The 19,014-nt window shown below is 67.2% G+C and carries 21 protein-coding genes and 1 tRNA gene; 14 read left to right on the forward strand and 8 right to left on the reverse strand.

Going from position 1 to position 19,014, the window contains the following annotated elements; genetic code table 11:
* The first annotated feature begins 11 nt into the window (after positions 1-11).
* The 5 genes from ABIR74_RS00705 to ABIR74_RS00725 all read left to right on the forward strand — a co-directional run bounded on the left by ABIR74_RS00705 (position 12) and on the right by ABIR74_RS00725 (position 3,559).
* Positions 12-85, forward strand: a tRNA-Pro gene (locus ABIR74_RS00705).
* Positions 86-193: 108 nt separating this feature from the next.
* On the forward strand, positions 194-874 hold the full coding sequence (locus ABIR74_RS00710) for an HAD family hydrolase (RefSeq protein ID WP_348174686.1): 681 nt from the start codon (positions 194-196) through the stop codon (positions 872-874).
* Positions 875-922: 48 nt separating this feature from the next.
* Positions 923-1,570, forward strand: coding sequence for a TetR/AcrR family transcriptional regulator (locus ABIR74_RS00715; protein ID WP_348174687.1), 648 nt, complete (start codon positions 923-925; stop codon positions 1,568-1,570).
* A complete protein-coding gene (locus tag ABIR74_RS00720; protein WP_348174688.1) occupies positions 1,533-2,795 on the forward strand; it encodes an MFS transporter in 1,263 nt (420 codons plus the stop codon). Before ABIR74_RS00715 ends, ABIR74_RS00720 begins: the two co-directional genes overlap by 38 nt.
* Positions 2,796-2,842: 47 nt before the next feature.
* Complete coding sequence (locus tag ABIR74_RS00725) at positions 2,843-3,559, forward strand: hypothetical protein (RefSeq protein ID WP_348174689.1); 717 nt, start codon at positions 2,843-2,845, stop codon at positions 3,557-3,559.
* Here the strand turns inward: ABIR74_RS00725 and ABIR74_RS00730 are convergent.
* The 3 genes from ABIR74_RS00730 to ABIR74_RS00740 are packed head-to-tail and all read right to left on the reverse strand — an operon-like array spanning position 3,556 to position 6,348.
* Positions 3,556-4,251 (reverse strand): GntR family transcriptional regulator, encoded by a 696-nt coding sequence (locus ABIR74_RS00730; protein WP_348174690.1) that lies wholly within the window; start codon positions 4,249-4,251, stop codon positions 3,556-3,558. The two genes, ABIR74_RS00725 and ABIR74_RS00730, sit on opposite strands and share 4 nt — an antisense overlap.
* 9 nt (positions 4,252-4,260) lie before the next feature.
* Positions 4,261-5,448 (reverse strand): acyl-CoA dehydrogenase family protein, encoded by a 1,188-nt coding sequence (locus tag ABIR74_RS00735; RefSeq protein WP_348174691.1) that lies wholly within the window; start codon positions 5,446-5,448, stop codon positions 4,261-4,263.
* Positions 5,449-5,499: 51 nt separating this feature from the next.
* On the reverse strand, positions 5,500-6,348 hold the full coding sequence (locus ABIR74_RS00740) for an ATP-binding cassette domain-containing protein (RefSeq protein ID WP_348174692.1): 849 nt from the start codon (positions 6,346-6,348) through the stop codon (positions 5,500-5,502).
* Between the two features lie 56 nt (positions 6,349-6,404).
* Here ABIR74_RS00740 and ABIR74_RS00745 point away from each other — a divergent pair, with 56 nt between their 5' ends.
* Positions 6,405-7,583, forward strand: coding sequence for an acyl-CoA dehydrogenase family protein (locus ABIR74_RS00745; protein ID WP_348174693.1), 1,179 nt, complete (start codon positions 6,405-6,407; stop codon positions 7,581-7,583).
* 27 nt (positions 7,584-7,610) lie between these two features.
* Positions 7,611-9,497: a VanW family protein gene (locus ABIR74_RS00750; RefSeq protein WP_348174694.1), complete on the forward strand. Its 1,887-nt coding sequence runs from the start codon at positions 7,611-7,613 to the stop codon at positions 9,495-9,497.
* On the opposite strand, the gene ABIR74_RS00755 is transcribed toward ABIR74_RS00750, so the two are convergent.
* Complete coding sequence (locus tag ABIR74_RS00755) at positions 9,478-9,894, reverse strand: thioesterase family protein (protein WP_348174695.1); 417 nt, start codon at positions 9,892-9,894, stop codon at positions 9,478-9,480. The two genes, ABIR74_RS00750 and ABIR74_RS00755, sit on opposite strands and share 20 nt — an antisense overlap.
* Before the next feature lie 58 nt (positions 9,895-9,952).
* On the opposite strand from ABIR74_RS00755, the gene ABIR74_RS00760 reads away from it, so the two are divergent.
* The gene (locus ABIR74_RS00760) at positions 9,953-10,240 is read left to right on the forward strand and encodes a hypothetical protein (protein ID WP_348174696.1); all 288 of its coding nucleotides are present in this window, start codon (positions 9,953-9,955) and stop codon (positions 10,238-10,240) included.
* A 15-nt stretch (positions 10,241-10,255) separates the two neighbouring features.
* On the opposite strand, the gene ABIR74_RS00765 is transcribed toward ABIR74_RS00760, so the two are convergent.
* From ABIR74_RS00765 to ABIR74_RS00775, 3 genes are read right to left on the reverse strand one after another with little or no spacing between them, the layout of a single operon-like run.
* A complete protein-coding gene (locus tag ABIR74_RS00765) occupies positions 10,256-11,035 on the reverse strand; it encodes a phosphodiesterase (RefSeq protein WP_348174697.1) in 780 nt (259 codons plus the stop codon).
* A complete protein-coding gene (locus tag ABIR74_RS00770; RefSeq protein WP_348174698.1) occupies positions 11,032-11,961 on the reverse strand; it encodes a diacylglycerol kinase family protein in 930 nt (309 codons plus the stop codon). The genes ABIR74_RS00765 and ABIR74_RS00770 overlap by 4 nt, the downstream gene beginning before the upstream one ends.
* Positions 11,962-11,983: 22 nt before the next feature.
* Complete coding sequence (locus tag ABIR74_RS00775; protein WP_348174699.1) at positions 11,984-12,691, reverse strand: DeoD-type purine-nucleoside phosphorylase; 708 nt, start codon at positions 12,689-12,691, stop codon at positions 11,984-11,986.
* A 51-nt stretch (positions 12,692-12,742) separates the two neighbouring features.
* On the opposite strand from ABIR74_RS00775, the gene ABIR74_RS00780 reads away from it, so the two are divergent.
* The 6 genes from ABIR74_RS00780 to ftsH all read left to right on the forward strand — a co-directional run bounded on the left by ABIR74_RS00780 (position 12,743) and on the right by ftsH (position 18,667).
* Positions 12,743-13,528: a GNAT family N-acetyltransferase gene (locus ABIR74_RS00780; protein WP_348174700.1), complete on the forward strand. Its 786-nt coding sequence runs from the start codon at positions 12,743-12,745 to the stop codon at positions 13,526-13,528.
* Complete coding sequence (locus ABIR74_RS00785) at positions 13,525-14,136, forward strand: histidine phosphatase family protein (protein ID WP_348174701.1); 612 nt, start codon at positions 13,525-13,527, stop codon at positions 14,134-14,136. Before ABIR74_RS00780 ends, ABIR74_RS00785 begins: the two co-directional genes overlap by 4 nt.
* A 34-nt stretch (positions 14,137-14,170) precedes the next feature.
* Positions 14,171-15,079 (forward strand): hypothetical protein, encoded by a 909-nt coding sequence (locus ABIR74_RS00790; RefSeq protein ID WP_348174702.1) that lies wholly within the window; start codon positions 14,171-14,173, stop codon positions 15,077-15,079.
* A 37-nt stretch (positions 15,080-15,116) separates the two neighbouring features.
* On the forward strand, positions 15,117-16,097 hold the full coding sequence (tilS, locus tag ABIR74_RS00795) for a tRNA lysidine(34) synthetase TilS (protein ID WP_348174703.1): 981 nt from the start codon (positions 15,117-15,119) through the stop codon (positions 16,095-16,097).
* On the forward strand, positions 16,094-16,651 hold the full coding sequence (hpt, locus tag ABIR74_RS00800) for a hypoxanthine phosphoribosyltransferase (protein WP_348174704.1): 558 nt from the start codon (positions 16,094-16,096) through the stop codon (positions 16,649-16,651). The genes tilS and hpt overlap by 4 nt, the downstream gene beginning before the upstream one ends.
* A 66-nt stretch (positions 16,652-16,717) precedes the next feature.
* Complete coding sequence (gene ftsH / locus ABIR74_RS00805) at positions 16,718-18,667, forward strand: ATP-dependent zinc metalloprotease FtsH (protein WP_348174705.1); 1,950 nt, start codon at positions 16,718-16,720, stop codon at positions 18,665-18,667.
* Positions 18,668-18,674: 7 nt separating this feature from the next.
* Here the strand turns inward: ftsH and ABIR74_RS00810 are convergent, their stop codons facing one another.
* Positions 18,675-18,914: a hypothetical protein gene (locus ABIR74_RS00810; protein WP_348174706.1), complete on the reverse strand. Its 240-nt coding sequence runs from the start codon at positions 18,912-18,914 to the stop codon at positions 18,675-18,677.
* Positions 18,915-19,014: the final 100 nt, after the last annotated feature.

Consider the following 19,014-nt stretch of genomic DNA (forward strand, 5'->3'; position numbering starts at 1 on the left):
CTGTGGGCGCTCGGGGTGTGGCGCAGCCTGGTAGCGCGCTCCGTTCGGGTCGGAGAGGTCCCCAGTTCGAATCTGGGCACCCCGATACGGCGGGGGAACCCATGGTTCCCCCGCCAACCCCATCCTCCTGTCGGCTGTCGGCTGTCGGCCGGCTGTCCGCTGTCGGCCGGGACGTGCCGACTATCCTCGTTCCATGCTGCGGGCCGTCATCTTCGATGTGGACTTCACGCTCTCGCAGCCCGGGCCTGAACTCGGACCAGAGGCATATCGGCGGGTCGGGCTCGCGCACGGGCTCGATCTCGACCCGGGTCAGTACGAGGAGGCCCGTCTTGCTGCAATGGAGGATCTCCGCTCACACCCGGAGTTCGTCCACGACGAGGAGCTGTGGGTGACGTTTACCGAGGACATCGTGCGGGGTATGGGCGGCGACGCGGCCGGTGCCCGCGCCTGCGCAGCCGACATGGTGCGGCGCTGGGAGATCCACGAGAACTTCCACCTCTACGACGACGCGCTTCCCGTAATCGCGTCTCTCCGCGAGCACAGGCTCTCGATCGGCCTGATCTCTAATGGGCAACGCGACCTCGAGGAGTTCGCGACGCATCATCAGTTGCGCGTCGACTGCGCCGTGGGGTCGAAGGCGCACGGGAGGGCGAAGCCGCATGCCTCGATCTTCGAGTGCGCACTGTCGACGCTCGGGGTCACGGTGCCCGAAGCTGTGATGGTGGGCGACTCCGTCAAGGACGACATCGAGGGTGCCCGAGCGCTCGGTATGCGCGCAATCCTCGTCGATCGCGACGACCTCTATCCCGGCGAGCGCGACCGAATCACGGATCTCTTCCAGTTGCCCGTCGCGCTCGGGCTGACTGCCGTCTAGCGGCCGCCGCCGCGCGCCATCTGCAATGCGCCGTATCCTCCCTGCACATTGACTGAAGGTTCAACGGCACAGGAGCGCCCTGCGCGCGATCGGCAGGCGGCGAGCGAGGAGAAGCGTCGGCTCATTCTCGATGCTGCCGTGAGGGTCTTCGCCCGCGGCGGCTACCACACCTCTCGGGTAAGTGACATCGCGGAAGAGGCCGGCATCGCCCACGGGCTGCTCTATCACTACTTCTCCTCGAAGGAAGAGGTGCTGGCAACGGTCTTTCGGGAGAACTGGGGCGAGCTTCTCGGTCGACTGGCCGACGTCGAGAGCTCCGACGAGCCGGCCGACGAGCAGCTCCGCGGGATGGCGAAGATACTCCTTCGCTCCTGGCGCAACGATCCCGACCTCGTGCGCGTGATGGTGCGTGAGGTGGCGCGGAGCTCCCACCTCAACGATCAGATCGAGGAGATCGGTGCCGCGTTCTCTACGATCCAGCGCGTCGTCGAGCGCGGGCAGGCCGAGGGTGTCTTCCGTTCCGACCTCGACCCGAGGCTCGCAAGCTGGATCTTCTACGGAGGGCTCGAGGAGATCCTCACGGGGTGGGTGCTCGGCCAGCTTCCCGACGGTGACGAGGAGGTTGCCCGTGCAGAGCGGACAATCATCGACGTCGTCTGTGGCGGTCTCACCGTCCGCAGCGACAATAACGCCTGACGACCCCTCCAGTGTCGGGACGGTTATCAAGCTCGGTGTCGGAGCGTTCGGTCTCGCCTGGTCGCTGACGACGACCGCCGCATATCTCCCTCCCGTGCTCGGCGAGTACACGGGATCGACCTCGCTGATCGGGGCGGTGCTCGCCGCCGAAGGCCTGTTCGCGCTTACGTTGCCGCTCGTGATCGGCCCGTGGAGCGACACGTTTCACACGCCGCTCGGGCGGCGGCGGCCCTTCATGCTCGTCGCCGTTGCCCCGATCGGCTTCTGCCTCGCGCTGATGGCCTTCATGCCGAGCCTCTGGACCACCGCGCTCCTCGTCTTAGCCTTCTTCTTCGCCTACTACGTCTACGAGCCGCCGTACCGGGGTCTCTACCCCGACCTGCTGCCGGAGGGCGTCTACGGGCGCGCCCAGGGCGTGCAGCACCTCTTCCGGGGCATCGCCCTCGGGGGTGGGCTGATTCTCGGTGGAGTGCTCTTCCATCTCTGGCAGCCCGCGCCGTTCCTGCTCGCTGCCGGAATCGTCTCGGCTGCGTGCCTCGTACCGGTTCTCTTCCTCCGCGAAGACGGTGGACATGGCCGCGTCTTCGAGGGAGTTCGGGTCTATCTGCGCCACTCCTGGCGCGTCCTTCGCCGAAACCCCGACATCGGCCGCTTCCTGGTCGCGAATGCGGCGTGGGAGGGGACGTTCGCCGGTGCTCGCACGTTCGTCGTCCTCTACATCACGGTCGGGCTCGACGAGTCACTCGGGACGTCGACGCTCGTGCTTGCAGCTGTCGCCGGCGGGTATGTCGTCGCCGCGCTCGTGTCCGGATGGGTGGGCGACCGCCTCGGCCTCGCGCGAGTGATCACGTGGTGTTCTGTGGTCTACGGACTTGGGCTGCTCGCCGGGGGATTTGCGACGCAGTGGCACACCTGGTTCCTGGGGTTGATCTTCGTCGTAGCGATCTTCGCGGGAACGGTGATGACGCTCGCGTGGGGACTGCTCTTCAAACTGATGCCGCCGGATGACCGCGGCGCGATCTCGGGACTCGCGACGACGACCAAGGGAATCGGACTCATCTTCGGCACGCTCCTTGCGGGGATCCTGATCGACGTGCTGGCGCCGTCCCTCCCGGACACGCAGGGATATCAGGTGCTCTGGCCCGTGCTCGCGATTCCGATCCTGCTCGCGATCCCGCTCGTCTTCTCGTTGGTCAAGGCTGAGGAACTCACAGGTGGCTCTTAGATTCGCGTGCTGTACTTCGAGTAGAGAATCCGAACGAAGGAGACAACGTGACGAATCGGAAGAAGACGGCGATGCTCGTCGGCTTCGTGGCTGCGATCATGGCGGTGGGCACGGGAGTCGCGATCGCAGGGAGCACGCTCGACTCCGACACCGAGAAACAGGCATTCCTGAGCGACGCTGCGAAGCGGCTCGACGTCAGCCCGGCCGAGCTCGAGGCGGCGCTCCAGGGCGCCTTCGGCGCGCGCATCGACGCCGCTGTGGCTGCGGGCAAGATCACGAAGGAGCAGGGCGAGGAAATGAAGCAGCGGTCGAAGGACGGTGGGCTCCCGCTCTTTCGCGGTCGTGGTCACGGCGGCTTTGGCGGGACGGGCGGCGGACACCGCGGCGGCCCCGGCGGCCACCGCGGGCACGGCTTTGCGACAGCCGCCACCTACCTGGGCCTCACCGAGGCCGAGCTTCGTGCCGAACTCGAGTCGGGGAAATCGCTGGCCGAGGTCGCAAAGGCCGAAGGGAAGTCCGTGGCGGGACTCAAGGCCAAGCTGAGGGCCGACCTCGAGTCGAAGCTCGACGCGGCGGTCAAGGCAGGTCGGATCACCAAGGCTCAGGCCGACGAGATCCGCGCCCGAACGAGTGAGCGCCTCGACGACATGATCGAGGCGAAGCGCGGTGCAGGTGGTCACCACGGCCACTCGGGGTGGGGCGGGGCGCCGCCTGGCGCCTCGGCACCGACGGGCGTGTTCGTGCCGGCAGGCTCGCCTGCCTAGACGCTCAGCGCGGCTTCGGGGGAGGTATCGGCCTCACCCCGGAACGACGTCCGTAGACGTTCGAGCGCCCGTGCACGGTGCTGGTCCTGGAGAGCGATGACGCGCTCCGGATCGCCGGCCCGCACGGCGGCGATGATCGTCCGGTGCGCTCGGTCGGCCGCGGCAGCCTCACCGGGAAGCGCGTAGTAGAGCGCCCGGTAGGCCTCCGTGGAGTCCCAGAGAAGGTCGATGAGGCGCGTCGCGGGACGACTCTCTGCGAGCGCGTGGAGCCTGTCGTGGAAACGCCGGTTGGCGGCGAGTTGCCCCGCCACGTCACCGCTCGCGGCAGACGCCCGGCAGGCCTCCGCCGCGGCCTCGAGCGAGGCGACGTCGGCCCGGGTTGCACGGGGCACGCCGCGTCGCAGGGCATCGGTCTCGAGCATCTTTCGCAGCCTGTACACCTCCTCCAACTCCGCGAGGTCGAGCTCCGTCACCGCGTACCCGCGCCGCGGCCGATACGTCACGAGCCCCTCTCCCGCGAGTGCTCGCAGCGCCTCCCGCAGGGGAATCGGGCTGACCCGGGCACGCTCCGCCCAGGCCTCCTGATTCACGCGTTGGCCGGGCCGTAGCTCGCCGTCGAGGATCGCACGCCGCAGCGTCGAGGCGGCGCGATCCTGGGCCGTCGGCGCCCGCGCCGGGACCGTGATCGCCATGCGCGCGATCTACCGGAAGGCCGGCGTGCCCGTGAGCGCGCCTCCGACGACGAGCGTGTGCACCTCGTGCGTTCCCTCGTACGTGAGCACCGACTCGAGGTTGTTCATGTGGCGAATCACCGGGTATTCGAGCGTGATCCCGTTGCCGCCGAGGATCGTTCGGGCGCTTCGGCACACCTCGATCGCGCCGCGCACGTTGCCCATCTTGCCGAGGCTGACGTGTTCCGACCGGAGCGTGCCGGCATCCTTCATCCGGCCGATGTGGAGCGCGGTAAGGGTAGCGCGATTGATCTCGAGCGCCATCTCGGCGAGCTTCAGCTGGGTGAGCTGGTAGGCCGAGATCGGCTTGTCGAAGACGATTCGCTCCTTCGAGTAGGCGAGCGCCTCCTCGAAGCACGCACGTGCGGCTCCGACCGCACCGAAGACGATCCCGAACCGCGCTTCATTGAGGCACGAGAGAGGTCCTCGCAGGGTCGATGCCCCTGGCAGCATGCTATCGGCCGGGACACGCACATCGTCGAGAACGAGCTCGGACGTGACCGAGGCGCGCAGCGAAAGCTTCTTGTGGATCTCGGGTGCCGTGAACCCGGGCGTTCCCTTCTCGACGATGAACCCGCGGATCTCACCGTCATCGGTGCGGGCCCAGACAATCGCGATGTCGGCAATCGAGCCGTTCGTGATCCACATCTTCGTCCCGTTGAGAATCCAGTCCGAGCCGTCGCGGCGTGCGTGCGTGCGCATGGTGCCCGGGTCGGAGCCGGCATCGGGCTCCGTCAGGCCGAAGCAGCCGATCACGTCGCCCGTATGCATCCCGGGAAGCCAGCGTTCCTTCTGCTCCTCGGACCCCCACTTCCAGATCGCGAACATTGCGAGTGACCCCTGCACGGAGACAGCGCTACGGATTCCCGAGTCGCCTGCCTCGAGCTCGATGCAGGTCAGCCCGTACGCGACAGCGCTTGCGCCCGGGAGGCCATAGCCGTCGAGATGCATGCCGAAGAGCCCGAGCTTCGCGAGCTCTGAGATGACCTCGCGGGGGAGGATGCCCTGCTCGAACCAGTCGCCGACATACGGTACGACCTGCTCGCGGACGAACTGCCGCACCGTGTCGCGGATCGCCTTCTCCTCGTCGTCGAGCAGCGCGTCGATCGCGAGGAAGTCATGAGGGTCGAGCGCGGGGAGAGCTGCAGTCGTGGTCACGGGAGTGAACCTCCGGGTCGGGGCATTTCTCGAAAATATATAGAAAAATCCCTACCCGGCGGTGGCAGCCCAGCGATCGCCCCTGCGCTGCGCCGCGATCGGGATCCCGAAGCATGCCGTGAGATGCTCGTCCGTCAGCGTCTCCGCGACGGGCCCTGCGGCGAGGACGACGCCGTCCCGAAGCAGAAGCGCATGGGTCGTCGATCCGTGGAGCTCCTCGAGGTGGTGGGTCGTCACGATCATCGTCAGTTCCGGATCGGAGCCGGCCAGCCGCGCGAGCGACCCGAGGAGGATCTCGCGTCCGGGAAGATCGAGGCCGGCCCCCGGTTCGTCGAGGAGGAGAAGGCGTGGTCTCCCGACGAGTGCCCGCGCGATGAGAACGCGCTTGCGCTCGCCCTGCGAGCAGTCGCCGAATCGCCGCTCGGCGAGCGGGCCGAGTCCGAATGTGCCGAGCAGCGTGTCCGCCCGGTCGACGTCGAGCATCCCGAGCCGCTGCTCGAAGTAGCCGATCGTGCCCGTGGCACCCGTGCGCACCACTTCGCGAACCGTCAGCATCGGTGCGAAGCGGTCGACGTCGCGGGCGTCGACGAACCCGATCTGCTCCCTGAGGCGCGCTACGTCTGTGCGCCCCATTGCCTCCCCGAGGATCTCGATACTCCCGGCGCTCGGGAAGTCCGCTGCGGCGGCGAGCGTCAGGAGCGTCGTCTTTCCGGCCCCGTTCGGGCCGAGCAACGCCCAGCGTTCGCCTCGCCGCACGGTCCACGAGACGGCGTCGAGCAGCGGCTTGCGGCTCCCGCTCGCCTGATGCCAACGCCAGACGCGAACGTCGGAGCAGCAGAGCGCGACGAGGGGTTGACCGTCTACCTCGGCTGTGTCTACACTTATTGACTGACTAGTCAATCGAAACATATCCCTGCGATCGGTGCCCGCCGTTCCGCGGAAGAAGGGGCAAGATCATGGCAACAGTCGAGAGTGGTGTCTCCACCGGCGTCTCGTTCGGGCTGGCCGACGAGCAACGCGAACTGCGCGCGCTCGCCCGCGAGTTCGCGGAGAAGGAGATCCGTCCGCGCGCAGCCGAATGTGACGAGGGTCAGGTCCATGCCACCGACATCATTGCCAAGGCGCACGAGATCGGCCTGATGAACGTGCATCTGCCGGCGGCACTCGGAGGGGTCGACCTCCCGTGTTTCGAGGGGATACTCGTGTCGGAGGAACTGAACTGGGGCTGCTCCGGCATCGGCACGTCGATCAGTGCCAACGGCCTCGCCGCGGGCCCGATCCTGATCGCAGGCTCGGAGGAGCAGCAGAAGCAGTGGCTCGCCCCGCTCGTCGATGCCCCCGTTCTCGGCTGCTTCGGGCTGACGGAGCCAGGCGCCGGCTCGGACGTGTCGGGTATTCAGACAACGGCCGTCCGTCGGGGCGACGACTACGTCATCAACGGTTCCAAGATGTTCATCACCAATGCCGGCCACGCATCCTGGATGGTCTGCTTCGCCTCCACCGACCCGAGCGCCGGAAGCAAGGGTCTCTCGGCCTTCGTCGTCCCGATGGACACGGAGGGTGTCATCGTCGAGCGGCACCTCGACAAGATGGGCCAGCGATCGACGGACACGTCGGCCGTCGCCTTCAGTGATGCGGTGGTTCCTGCTGCGAACCGGCTCGGCGCCGAGGGCGACGGGTTCAAGATCGCCATGCAAACGCTCGACTTCACGCGGCCGGGAACGGCTATCGGCGCGGTGGGTGTGGCGCAGGCTGCCTTCGAGCTCTCCGTCGAGTACACGCGCGAGCGGGTTCAATTCGGACTCCCGATTGCGATGAACCAGGGTGTCAGCTTCCTCGTTGCCGACATGGCGACCGAGATCGAGGCGGCACGCCTGCTCTGCTGGCAGGCAGCCTGGATGATCGATCAGGGGCGTGGCCGCCAGGCGACCAAGTACTCCTCGTTCGCGAAGCGTTTCTCCGCGGACACGGCGATGAAGGTCACGACCGACGCGGTCCAGGTCTTCGGTGGTTACGGGTACATGAAGGAGTACCCCGTGGAGAAGCTGATGCGCGACGCGAAGCTGTTCCAGATCTACGAGGGAACCTCGCAGATTCAGCGGCTCGTGATCGCCAAAGAGATCTACCTGTCGTAGACCTCCTCCGCTAGAATCCCTGTTTCTGTGCGCGCCGAAACGACCGTCTATAGCTCTCGCGCGCGGCAACGACACTCGACTCGTCGGATTGCCCTGCGCCGGGCCGTTTTTCTCGCGGCCGTCTTCGCGCTGCTCGTCCTTCTGATCGGGTTCTCGTTCTCCGGCTCGGCGTCGGCGCTTGCCGCGGGCACGACCGTCGGGGGGGTCGACGTTGGCGGGCTCTCGCAGGGCGAGGCGGTTCGGATGCTCACGGTGCGCTCCGCGGCAGTCGAAGACGCACCGATCACGTTCACCGCCGACGGCACGTCGTACACGCTTTCGGCCTCGCAGCTCGGGGTCGCCGCCAACTGGGAGGCTGCGGTCCGGGAAGCCGCCTCTGCCGGAGGAGGCGTCGCTCCCGTCCGAGGGTACAAGCGGCTCCAGGCCCGATTCTTCGGGGTCGATTCCACACCTCCGGTGACGGCATACGACGCCGCCGTCGACTACAAGCTCGGTCAGATCGCAAAGGAGGTCGCCCGCAGCGGCGTGGACGCAAAGGTCGTTCGCAAAGGCCTCACGGTGCAGATCGTCGAGGGCCAGGGTGGCCGCAAGCTCGACCAGGTTGCCGCAGCGGCCGTTGTCGTTCAGTCCCTCGCCCGATTCGACCGAGGCACGCCGGTGGCCCTTCCGCTCGTGACCACGCCGCTCCGTGTCGGCGCGGCCGATCTCGATGCTGCTGCCGCGAAGGCGCGCGTCGCCCTCTCCGCTCCCATCCGGCTCGCATACGGCGAGACCCGCTGGCGCATCCCGCGATGGAAGGTCGCATCTCTCATCGAGCTACCGGTTGCGGGCAACACCGACGTTGCGATCGCAGGACGTGGCGCCGAGGAGTACCTCGAGCGTCTCTCTGCGACCATCGCGCGGGAGCCGCAGGACGCGCGGTTCGAGGTCACCGCAACAGGGACAATCGTGGTTCGCCCGTCTGCTCCGGGGCTCCTGCTCGATACCCCCGCGACCGCGAAGGCGATCGCGGCTGCCGCGTTCTCGGCAGACCAGCGGACGGCGAAGCTCGTCGTTCGCGTCGCAGAGCCCGTCCGGACGACCGCGGACGCGAAGGCCATGGGCATCACTGGTGTCGTTGCGTCGTACACGACGACCTACGGTGGTACGCCCGGTCGTCTCAACAACGTGCAACTCGTCTCCGAGCTGATCGACGGAACGTTGATCGCACCCGGAGGAACCTTCTCGTTCAACGAGACGACCGGTGAGCGGACGGCCGAGAGGGGATTCCAGGAGGCTCCGGTGATCATCAACGGGGAGCTCCAGAACGGCCTCGGCGGGGGTGTCTGTCAGGTCTCGACGACCGTCTTCAACGCGGCGTACGAGGGCGGGTTGCCGATCACAGCGCGGACGAACCACGCGCTCTACATCAGCCACTACCCGACGGGCCGAGATGCCACGGTGAACTATCCCGACCTCGACATCCGATTCGCGAACGACACCGGCCGGTGGCTGCTTCTGCGCACCTTCGTCGGAACGGGCTCGTTGACGGTCAATCTCTACGGGACGCCCGTGAATCGGCGCGTCGAGAGCACCGTTGCGCCGCTCGTCGTGACAGGCCCGATTCCTGTAGAGAAGACCGACGAGCCGACGCTCGAGAAGGGCAAGCGGGTCGTCGAGGAGATCGGCTCGCCGCCACGCGAGACATCGGTTCGACGCCTCGTCTATGACGGGAACGACGAGCTTCTCTACGACAACACGTGGCGGTCGTTCTACGTCGGTGAGCCCTCGCTCGTCCGTATCGGGACGAAGGAGCCGCCGAAGAAGCCTGGCGGCAAGGCCAAGACGGGGCGGAGCGGCACGCCACCCACAGCGACGACGCCCACCGGGACTGCGACGACGCCGGTGGCCCCCGCTACGTCTGCTCAGCCCTAGCGATCGCCTCGACGAACCAGGGAGGCAACCTGGTCGGTGCATGCGTCCTCGCATCGACGGTGGCATGCAGCGTCTCGGCGGTCGCGATCAGCTCGCCCCCTCGCTCGACGCGATACTCGTAACGAAACCGCGCGCCTTTCACGTCCACGCAGCGGAGGTAAACCGTCAGAACGTCGTCGAACGCCGCGGTGGCCCGGTAGTCGATCTGCAGGCCTGTCGTGAGCGCCTCGAGGCCCTGCTCCTGGATCGCGCGGTAGCCGCCTGCGTGCTCGGCCCAGTAGGCGACACGCGCGACCTCGAGCCACACGACGAACGCCGCGTGATGCGCGATCCCCTGCGCATCTGTCTCGGCGAAGCGAACACGTACGTCATATGAGCTTCGAAAGCCCTCGGACACAGCTCAACAATAGACCGGCGGGGTTCCCTCTCCGGGGCTCTACTGCTATGACTGGGTCATGACAGAGGCGACGAAGACCCCGAAGGACGACCGCGACATGATCGCCCGGCTTGCAGACCGGGGCGAGCAGACGATCGCGAAGCTCGCCGAGCTCCCCGGCGGGACGAAGGCGTTGAGGGCCGTCAACGACCTTCGCGAGGGTATGGACGACCTCGGCAAGAAGGTGCGTGGGATCGACGAGCTCGAGCAGCGCGTCGCGAAACTCGAGCGGGAGCTGGCGACGCTGAAGCGGGCGCAGAAGCCCAAGGCGTCGACGGGAACGCGAGCTCGGAAGGCATCCGAGTAGCAGCACCTGCAAGGCTCAGACGGAAGCACAGCGGACGACCGTCGTCGACCAGTCGCCCGTGGCGTGTAGCTCGACAATGCGATAGGCAGGCGGCCCTTGATCGATCACGAGGGTCTCGGTATGTGGTCGGAACTGCGGGCCGACCGCCGGCGACGTGTGCGCGGTCGTGCCGCCGATCAGACCCGACGCCTCCTGGTGCACGTGACCCGAGATCACCGCCCGCACCTGCGGGTGTTCCGCGAGAACGTTCTCCAGAGCTCGGGCATCGAGGAGCCCGATACCGTCAACCCACGGGCTCCCGACCTCGATCGGAGGGTGGTGGAGGAAAACGACGGCGTTGCGAGTCCGGGCTGCCTCGAGTTGGTCTCCGAGCCATGTGAGCTGCGCGGTGCCGAGCTCGCCCGCATCCTCGCCGATCCGTTGCGAGTCGAGGCCGAGGACGAGCCATTCGGTCGTCTCGACGCGGAAGACGACGCGACCCGAGGCCTCGTCGCAGGCGTCCGGGAAGACGCGCCTGAGCGACGCCCTGTTGTCGTGATTGCCGGGAACGATCCGAAGCCGATCCGTCCAATCACCGAGGTCGCGGCTGAACTCTTCGTAGGTCGCTTGAGCCTCGTCATGGGCCGTGTCTCCGGTGACGACGAGGAGGTCCGCTTCCGGGACGCGCCTGCGAATGTCCTCGATCACACGGCGGAGGCGTGGCCGCGTCACGATCTCGCGAAGCGAGCCGATTGGATCCGTGAACAGGTGGCAGTCCGTGAGCTGGACGATCGTCAGCGACGTGCCGAACGTCATGCAGTCTCCTGGGTCGACGCAGGCACCCGGAGGCGCAGCGCGCCGGGGAGAACGTCGAACCGGGCCGGCGTCGTGCCAGGTTGCTCGCCGTCGAGCTCGACGGGCACCGGCTCCGCCGTCTCGACGGTGACGACGCGTCCGCGCAGTGCTTCTGCCTTCGGATGGGGCAGGTGCGTGCCGCGGTAGATCTTCGGCATCGTCATCACGAGATCGCGTTTCGTGACGTCACCGATCGTGACGACGTCGAAGAGCCCGTCGTCCGGGACGGCGTCGGGGCACATCTTCATCCCGCCACCGAAGAACCGTCCGTTCGCGACGACGACGTCGAACATCTTCCCGCTGCGGCTCTCGTCGTCGACCGTTAGAGCCGTCTCGACGGCCGACCAGCTCCGGAAGACCGCGAGCGTTGCCCACAGGTAGGACGCCTTCGCCCCGAGGGCCTTCGACGTGTCGTTCGCACGCTGGGCGATGGCTCCGCTCATCCCCGCGCTCGCCACGTTCGCGAACACAGCGGTTGCGTCGCCGCCGTCCCAGGCGCGGTAACCGATCCGGCCGAGATCCACCGTTGTCGTCTCTCCGTCGAGTGCGATGCGCGCGGCTTCCGCGACGTCGTTCGGGATCCCGAAGGTGCGCACGAAGTCGCCTCCGGTTCCGCTCGGTATCAGGGCTACGGCGGGAGGATCGTCCAGATCCGCGATTCCGTTCGCGACTTCGTTCAATGCTCCGTCACCCCCGACGACGACGAGGAGGCGTGCGCCACCGGCCGCTGCCTCCCGGGCGAGCACGCCGAGATGCCCGCGGTGCTCGCTGATCAGCGCGTCTCCTTCGAGGCCGACGCCCGCAGCCTGATGGGCGAACTCCGGCCAGCGGCGCCCGGTGGCGCCGTTGGCCGCCGCCGGGTTGACGAGAAAGACGGTCTCGCTCATCGGCACGTTCCGGAGCCCTGAGCTACGAGGTCACGGTGTGGAGGGCGAGCTCGGTCATCTCGTCGACGGCCTTGCGCATCTCCTCATCGCTGATCCGCAGAAACTCGCCCTCGACGATCACGTCGCTGACGAGCAGCATGCAACCGGTCTGGATTTTCCGAAGCGCCCCGAGCGTGAAGAGCACAGCCGCCTCCATTTCGACGCCGAGGATGCCTCGATCCGACCAGCGGCCGGCCTGATCGGTGTCCGGGTTGTAGAAGATGTCACTCGAGACGATCGGCCCGACTCGCACCGGCTTGCCGAGGTGCTTCGCCTGATGGACGGCTTCGTGGACGAGCGCGAAGTCCGCGGTCGGAGCATGGGGCTCGCCGAGAACGTAGTGGGAGGCAGTCGAGTCGGCAGCGGTTGCGGAGAGGGCGATGATCAGGTCGCCGATCGTCAGGTCCGCCTGGAGGCCACCGCAGGTTCCCACGCGCATGATCTTCTTCACGCCCAACTGGACGAGCTCCTCGATCACGATTGCCGCGGAGGGGCAGCCCATTCCGCTCGACTGCACGGAAACGGGCTTGCCGTTGAAGGTTCCGGTGAACCCGAGCATGCCGCGCTCGCCGTTGCGTTGCACGACGTCGGAGAGGAAGGTTTCAGCGATGTACTTCGCCCGCAACGGGTCGCCGGGGAGAAGGCAGGCTTCGGCGTAGTCGCCGGGGTTGGCTCGAACGTGAATTGGCATGCGCGGAAGCCTACCGCTCCGCTCCGGTCGTCCCCGAAATAGAGTGCGCCCGTGCGTTCCCGTGTGATCGAGCCGACGACGGAACAGATCCTGCGCTTCTGCGCGGCCGCTCCCGTCGAGCGCGTCTTCCTCGAAGACGTCGCGCGCCGTCGCCAGGGACGGTTCGCCGCGCTCGCCGACAAGGAGGGGGAGCTCACGGCGCTCTGTCATCTCGGCAGCAACCTCGTGCCTTCGGGCGTCGGGTGCGATGCCTTCGCGAGCCTCGCGGCGAAGTCGGGCGCACGGATGCTGATAGGTGAGGCCGGCGCCGTGACCGAACTTTGGGAGGCGGCGCGCAAGAAGCTCCCGCGTCCGCGTCTCGACCGCCCGGGCCAGCCCGTCTACGCGATCTCGGAGCCTCCGCCCGCGGGGGACACGGGCATCAGGCCAGCGTCTCCCGCCGATCTGGACGTCCTCGTCCCGGCGTGTGCTGCGGCGCACCTCGAGGAGATCGCGGTCGATCCGCTGCGCCGCGATCCGAGTGGCTTCCGCTGGCGCACGCGAAGCCAGATCGACGAGGGTCGATCTTGGCTCTGGATCGAGAGCGGTGTGATCAGGTTCAAGGCCGAGGTGTCTGCCTGGACGAGCGAGGCAGTCCAGCTGCAGCAGGTGTGGACCGATCTTCCTGCCCGCGGGCAGGGCTACGCGGGACGCGCGCTTCGCGACCTCATCCGGCTGCTTCTGGAACGGACGCCGACCGTCTGCCTGTTCGTCCGTGCCGAGAACGCAGTCGCAATCGGGCTCTACGAATCGGTCGGGATGAAGCACGTGCTGGACTACCGCTCGGTTCTCCTGTGAAGTCGCTCATCCTCGCGCGCCACGCGCACGCGGAGTCGAATGCGGCTGCGTCCGTCAGCTCCACTCCGCCGGGTGGGGGGCTCTCCGACGAGGGCCGGGAGGAGGCACGACTCCTCGGCTCGCTGCTGGCCTCGGAGTCGATCGACGTCGGCTTCAGCTCGAGGCTCCTCCGAACGCAACAGACGCTCGATGTCGCGCTCGCGGGTCGATCCGTGCCTCGGATCGTGGAGCCGCTCCTCGACGAGATCGGCTTCGGCTCGTTCGACGGCGGGTCGCTCTCCGCGTATCGGCAGTGGGCCTGGGAGCACGGGCCGGAGGCACCGTGTCCCGGCGGCGGTGAGAGCAGGACGGCGGCCGCGCTTCGTATCGCCGACGCCCTTTCGACGCTGCTCGCACGGCCGGAGGACCAGCTGCTCGTCGTCAGCCACGCCCTGCCGCTCAGGTACGTGATCGATGCGTCGGACGGGAGGTTCCCTGCGGCTCGCCTCGAGCAGGTGCCGCACGCAACGCCCATTCGGCTCGATCGCGACGCGGTCAGCCGTGCGGCCGAGACGCTGAGGATCTGGGCGGAAGCGCCTCGATTCGTCGATACCCCGTTTGGTGGTTGAGGGGAAGGGCGTCAGCGTCGATGGGTACCCTGGCATGACCGTGCGGCGCCTCCCTCTTCTCGCGGCCTACGTCGTCGCACTCGGCCTCGTGGCCTCGGGCTGTGGTGGCTCTGCGGGGGCGATTCCCGAGCTTGCAAGCCTGACCCAGGTTGCGACGTCGAGTGCGTCGGCCGACACCGCGAAGTTCGCGCTGACCTTCGAGATGAGTCTTCCCGGAGCGGACCAGGCCCTCTCGTTCGGCGCGAACGGCGGCTTCGATACGCCGGCCAAACGGTCACAGCTCACGGTCGATCTCTCCTCGCTCGCCGAGTTGATGAAGCAGTTCGGCTCGAACCTCGGGGGCAAGGTCACCGGTGACCTCGGCGACGCGGCCGACTGGAAGCTCGAGGTGATCACCGATGGAGACGTCGTCTATCTGCAGTTCCCCCTCATCGCGAAGCAGCTGCCGAACGGCAAGACGTGGGTGAAGGGCAATGCCAGGGACTTCTCGAAGGCGGACACATCGGGTCTCGACCAGTTCGGCTCGTTGAGTGGCATGGATCCGCGCGATGTCTTCGGCTTCCTGAAGGCGGTCTCGGGGTCGATCGAGGCGGTCGGTAGCGAGGAGGTGCGCGGGGTCGAGACGAGCCACTATCGCGCAACGCTCGATCCAGCGAAGCTGACCGAGCTCGTTCCGGCGGGCCAGCGTGAGGCTCTGGGCGGTGTCGACGACGCGGCCCGTCTGGCCGGAATCACCGAGCTGCCGCTCGACGTCTGGATCGATTCGGAGAATCGGATCAGGAAGCTTTCGATCGAGCTCGACGCGAAGAGGCCGGGCTCCGACGAGTCGGTCGAGGCATCGTTCGTCGTCGAGCTCTACGACTACGGCATGCCGCTCGCGCTCGATCTGCCGCCCGCTGATCAGGTCGCCGACGCGGCAACGCTGAAGCCCGGAACGTCGTAGCCCGCGTCGCTGCCGCCGTATTCGTCACACTGGGGACGTGGTTGCACCGCTGACGTCCCGGATCGAGGCATTCATCCGTGCGCACGATCTCATGCATCCGGGAGGCGCCGTGACCTGTCTCGTGTCCGGCGGAGCCGACTCGACGTGCCTCTGGCACGCGCTCCGCACGCTGGCCTACGACGTGTCGGCCGTCCACGTCCACCACGGCGTCCGGGGCGCCCATGCCGATGCCGATGCGGAGCACTGCGCGACGACAATGGATGCCCGCGTTCTCCACGTCGAGCCCGTCCCCACCGAGGCTGCGATGCGCAGTCTCCGCTATGCAGTCACACAGGCGTGCGGCCTGCGTGCCACCGGGCACACTGCGACGGATCAGATCGAGACCGTGCTCTACCGCATCGTCTCGAGCGGCTCGACACGTGGGATCAAGGTGCGTCGCGAGGACGGCGTCGTCCGCCCGCTTCTCGAGATCACGCGTGAGGAGACAGTCGCATACTGTAAGGAGCACCGCCTTCACGTGAGGAGCGACGCCACGAACGCGGACACGACCCGTGGGTTGATCCGCGAGGAGATCCTGCCGCTCCTCCGCCGCATCCATCCCGGCGTCGATGCGAACCTGCGCGCGCTCGGAGAGGCGCGTCCATCGCTGCCGCGGGGGATGGAGGCGTCGCTCGTCGAGCTGCTGTCATCGCGTGCCGGTTCCCGGTCGGCGGACCTCGGGAGCGGCGTCCGGGCTGTCCGGGAGTACGACACGCTGCGGCTCGAGGGCACGCTCGAATGGGGTCCCTGGACGCTCGAGGCAGAGCGGGACGGTCTCGAGGTCCGAACCCGCCGACCGGGGGATCACCTGGCGGGCCGCCGCAAGAAAGTGCAGGATCTCCTCGTGGACGCAAAAGTGCCGAGAGCCGAGCGCGAGACGTGGCCGGTCGTCGTTTGCGGGGATGAGGTCGTCGCCGTCCCCGGGATCGCAGTAGCGCCAGGCTGGGAAGGCGTCGTCGAAGCAAGGAGGACTCAGTGAGTGAAGTGAGCCACGGTGTCGGCGAGATCCTGATCGACGAGACGTCGGTCAAGGAGCGCGTCGCCGCCCTCGGGGCCGAGATCTCGGCCGACTACGCGGGGCGCGACCTGCTGCTCGTCGGTGTGCTCAAAGGCGCCGTGTTCTTCATGGCCGATCTGATGCGCGAGCTCTCGATCCCCTGCGAGATCGACTTCATGGCGATCTCGAGCTACGGGGCCGCTACCGACTCGTCAGGCGTCGTTCGGATCCTCAAAGATCTCGACATCAACATCGCGGGCCGCAACGTGATCGTCGTCGAGGACATCATCGACTCGGGGCTGACGCTCTCGTACCTGATGCGCAACCTCCAGGCCCGCAAGCCGGCCTCGCTCGAGGTATGCGCGCTGCTGACGAAGCCGGAGCGGCGTGAGATCGAGGTGCCGGTACGGTATGTGGGCTTCGAGATCCCTAACAAGTTCGTGATCGGCTACGGCCTCGATTTCGCCGAGAGGTATCGGAATCTCCCGTATATCGGCGTCCTGCACCCGGATCTGATCCCTGGCGCACCGCATTAGGGGTTGGTGAACCCGGGGCGGGCCGCGGCGTAGCCGCGGAGCACGCTGCTACCCTCCTTCGTACTCGTGAGCCGTTTTTTCCGCAGCGCGCTGTTCCCTCTGGTTGTCATCGTCCTGCTCGTGTTTCTTGCGAGTCGGACGCTGATTCCGAAACGTGACGGTGCGACGAAGCTCACCTACTCGCAGCTGATCACGCAAGCGGAGCAGGGCAACGTCAGCGAAGTCAAGTTCAATCCGAACCGGCAGTCGATCAGCGCCACGCTCGACTCGGGCGCGAAGGTAAAGGTCAACTATCCGACGCCGCAGTCGGCGACCGAGTTCCAGAACCTGCTCGAAAAGCAGAACATCAAGTTCGACTCGAAGGGCACCGGCACATCGACATGGGTGGCGCTGCTCACGGGCCTGCTGCCGATCCTCCTCCTCGTTGCCTTCTGGATCTTCCTCATGAACCAGATGCAGGGCGGCGGCTCGAAAGTGATGAGTTTCGGCAAGAGCCGCGCCAAGCGCATGTCGCCCGACTCACCGAAGGTGACGTACAAGGACGTGGCGGGTGCAGACGAGGCGGTCGAGGAACTGCACGAGATCAAGGAGTTCCTCGAGAATCCGAAGAAGTTCCAGGCGCTCGGCGCGCGCATCCCCAAGGGCGTTCTGCTCTACGGCCCTCCCGGCACCGGTAAGACGCTGCTCGCCCGTGCGACGGCCGGCGAGGCGGGCGTGCCGTTCTTCTCCATCTCGGGCTCGGACTTCGTCGAGATGTTCGTCGGCGTCGGCGCCTCTCGCGTGCGCGACCTCTTCGAACAGGCCAAGCAGGCAAGCCCCTGCATCATCTTCATCGACGAGATCGACGCAGTCGGCCGCCATCGTGGCGCCGGCATGGGCGGCGGGCACGACGAGCGGGAGCAGACGCTCAACCAGCTCCTCGTCGAGATGGACGGCTTCGAGCAGAAGGACAACGTGATCCTGATCGCGGCTACGAACCGTCCTGACATCCTCGATCCCGCACTGCTCCGCCCCGGTCGCTTCGACCGTCAGATCGTCGTCGATCGCCCGGACCGCAAGGGCCGCCGGGACATCCTCGAGGTGCATTCCAAGGGCAAGCCGCTCGGGAAGGAACTCGATCTCGACGTCCTCGCCGCTCAGACGCCTGGCTTCACGGGCGCCGATCTCGCGAACGTGATCAACGAGTCGGCGCTCCTCGCAGCCCGACGCGGCGAGAAGACGATCGGCCAGAACGAGCTCGAGGAAGGGATCATGCGAGTGATCGCCGGCCCCGAGAAGAAGTCGCGCCTGTTCTCGGAGAAGGAGCGGCGGATCACCGCCTACCACGAGATGGGCCATGCGCTCGTCGGCTACTACCTCGAGGGCACGGACGACGTCCACAAGATCTCGATCGTCAGCCGCGGGCAGGCGCTCGGCTACACGATCTCGCTTCCGAGTGAGGATCGCTACCTCACGACCAAGGGGACGCTGATGTCGGTCATGGCGATGACGCTCGGCGGCCGGGCAGCCGAGGAGCTCGTGTTCCACGAGGTCACGACAGGTGCCGCAAACGACCTCGAGAAGGTAACGCATACCGCGAAGCAGATGATCATGCGCTTCGGGATGAGCGAGAAGCTCGGCCCGCGCGTGCTCGGCCGAGACCACGACATGCCGTTCCTCGGCCGCGACATGGGCTCTGCTCCGGACTACTCCGAGGAGATCGCCCGCGAGATCGACGATGAGATCCGCCGCGTGATCGAGGAGGCGCACGACACGGCAACGCGCGTTCTGCGGGAGCACATGGAGGAGCTTCACCATCTCTCCCTCGTCCTGATCGAGCGCGAAACGGTGGACAAGGATCAGTTCGAGCGCCTGCTTGCAGGTGAGCACGAGTCGTCGGTCTTCCCCGAGGAAGTCGCTCCCGTCGTTCCGCCCGCCCAGGACGATGCTCCGGACAAGAAGCCCGTCCTGCGACCCTCACCCCGCCCGCTCCCGGGAGCAGCGATGCAGCCGCCGCCCGAGGGCGCAGCGGGCTAGCGACCACTCAGGGCGTACGATCCCGGCGAGTTCGTGCCGGAGCCTCGCGGGCGGCGAGAACGAGCAGTCCGATGACTCCAGCGGCTGCGGCAACTCCGACGGCCTCGATCGCGATCCCTCCCGTTCGGAGCAGGTCGACGAGCGCGAGCATCGCGCTGCCGACGCCAAGCGTGAGGAGCGTCATCAACGCGACGAACGCAACCCGTCTCGTCGCCGCTCCTGCGTCCTCGGTGGCAGCCGGACGCACCTCGACCGAGAGGTACCCGAGCTCGCCGATCGCGAGGAGCGCCGCGCCGATGATCGCCGAGCGGCCATCGAGGACGGGCTCGTCGATGACAAGGATCAGC

It is taken from the genome of Gaiella sp. (assembly GCF_039915195.1).
Lineage (GTDB): Bacteria > Actinomycetota > Thermoleophilia > Gaiellales > Gaiellaceae > Gaiella.